The organism is Methylocapsa sp. S129 (genome assembly GCF_009765995.1).
Lineage (GTDB): Bacteria > Pseudomonadota > Alphaproteobacteria > Rhizobiales > Beijerinckiaceae > Roseiarcus.
Genome location: NZ_LMUI01000029.1, coordinates 17,962 through 20,011 on the forward strand (window position 1 = coordinate 17,962; position 2,050 = coordinate 20,011).

A 2,050-nucleotide genomic window follows, 5' to 3' on the forward strand; every position below is an offset into this window, starting at 1 on the left:
CGGCTTGCGCTGCGCCTCGATCAGCCAGGGCTTGCCGTCGGCGTCGACGAGAACGTCGAGCCCGAACAATTTGGGCGGGAATGCGCGACGCGGCGCGGCCTTGGCCTGGCGCTTGAAAAGGCCATCGGCCGCCACCATCGCCAAAAAGCCCTTGGCCAAAGCGCGCAGTTCGGTCCAGACATGGTCCACGTCGCGCCCGTCCGCTTTCATGCGCTTGAGAAATGCGCGCAGGCTCCAGACATTACCGGAATTCTCCTGGGCCGGATCATTGCTCACTTCGAGCTTGGGATGGCCGCGATGCAGCGCGGTATTGGTGACATGGCCATGGACATTGGCGAGGCCCTGCTCGCTGAGATCATAGGCGTCGGGCGCAAAGCGGACGATGCCGTCGCGATAGAGATAGGCGCGGAGCGGCGCCAGCGAGGTCACCAGGCCGTAAAGCCTGATATGGCCCTTGCGGCCATCGACGAGATAGGGCCGCTCGACATAGCGCTGCACCACGACGTCGTCGCGCGCGGCCAAGGCGACAGCGTCGCGGCTGATCGCGATCCCCTGCCCGCCCGTGCCGCGGTGCGGCTTGGCGATGAACAGGGCCGAAGGCTCGCGCGCCGCATATTCGAGCAACCCTGCCCGGTCCTCCGGCAGGACGAAAGTGGCGGGAAAGCGAAGGGCGCCGGGATTCTTTTGCTGATAGCGGGCCAGTGCTCGCGCCAGATGCGTCTTATGCGCGTAGCGCGTCCATTCGTGAAAATCGATCGAATTGTCGCGCTCGACCAAGGCGGCGGCGACGCGGACCGGATTGGCGCGATAGGCGACGATCAGTTCGTGCATATAGCGCTCCGCCGCCAGCGGCGCGCCGGCGTCGCGCAGCAGCATCGCCGCGCCGCGCAGGACGTGCGGCGCCTCCTCGCGATCGCGCTTGAGCTTGGAGAGAAGGTCGGAGTAAGCCTTGACCGCTTCGGCGGGTCGCCCGAGCCGATGCAGCATCAGCGCCGCCATCGACGCCGAATGTTCCTGCGGCGAGAGCGAGAGCGCCTCGCGATAGAAGCCCAGCGCGCCCTCGTAATCGCCCTGCACGACCGCGCAGAGCCCCATCTGATGGCGGATCGAGAGATTCTTCGGATCGAGCGCATGGGCGGCGCGGTAATGCTCCAGCGCCGGCGCGGCTTCGAGGCTGCGCAGATAGGAATTGGCGAGGAGCACGCGCGCCTCGGCTGATTTCGGCAGGCGTGCGACAAGATCGCTCAGCAGCGGGCGCGCCGACTTCTGATCATGTTCGATGAGGTCGCGCAGATCGCCGCTGAGCGCAGACATGGCTCAATCCTTCTGGGGTCGGAACGAGAACGAACGCTACGCGAATTGCCGACTGCGATCGCTGGTCCATGTTCCAGAGTTTCGGCTGCTCCTGCGGATCATTGAATAGGTCGGCACCGGCATCTAATCAATAGCCGGTCAACTTTGGTTACTCGCACGCTCGTGTAGCAAGGCAAAGGCCGCCGTCATCGCGAAGCAAAACAGTTGCTCCCTACCCTCCTCCGCTCCGCTTCGGCCGCCGCGCTGCGCTTGGCGGTGCAAGCCCTGCCCGTCCGCCGCCTGATCGCCTCGAAGGCCGCGATGGGCGCGGCCGCCATCCACGGAGCCCCCGCCATGGCGATCGACCAGGACACCGACTTTGAGCCGTTCCACGCCTCATCTCCGACCGACCGCGTCATCCACGAATTGCAGGTCCACGGCTATCATCGTCATCAGGACGAACCGGATCCGCGTCCCCTCCCCGATGAGAGCGCCGTCCGCGGCGCCCTCGCCGATATCTTCGACGCCCTCGTCTCGACATTGGCGGACACCCGCGTGGAACCCGACCTCGAGAAGCTGCTGTGGTCGACGGTCAACCTCTTCCATCGCGCTGGCGACCGCGTCCAGCGCGAGCTCGACCGCAACGAGGACGACCAGAAGCGCAGCCAGAAGAAGCAGGACGGCTCGGAGATCCGCTCCGTGGAGCTTGAGCGCCTCATCGTCGAAGGCGCGACCATGACTGAGCGCCGCAACACTT

The 2,050-nt window shown here is 65.7% G+C and carries 1 protein-coding gene and 1 pseudogene; one reads left to right on the forward strand and one right to left on the reverse strand.

Annotated features, from left to right (window positions below):
• On the reverse strand, positions 1-1,314 hold a 1,314-nt coding region (locus GSQ90_RS16910), incomplete at its 3' end, for a CDC27 family protein (RefSeq protein WP_371418393.1).
• Positions 1,315-1,647: 333 nt separating this feature from the next.
• On the opposite strand from GSQ90_RS16910, the pseudogene GSQ90_RS16915 reads away from it, so the two are divergent.
• Positions 1,648-2,050: pseudogene (locus GSQ90_RS16915) on the forward strand (hypothetical protein); the annotation flags it as partial.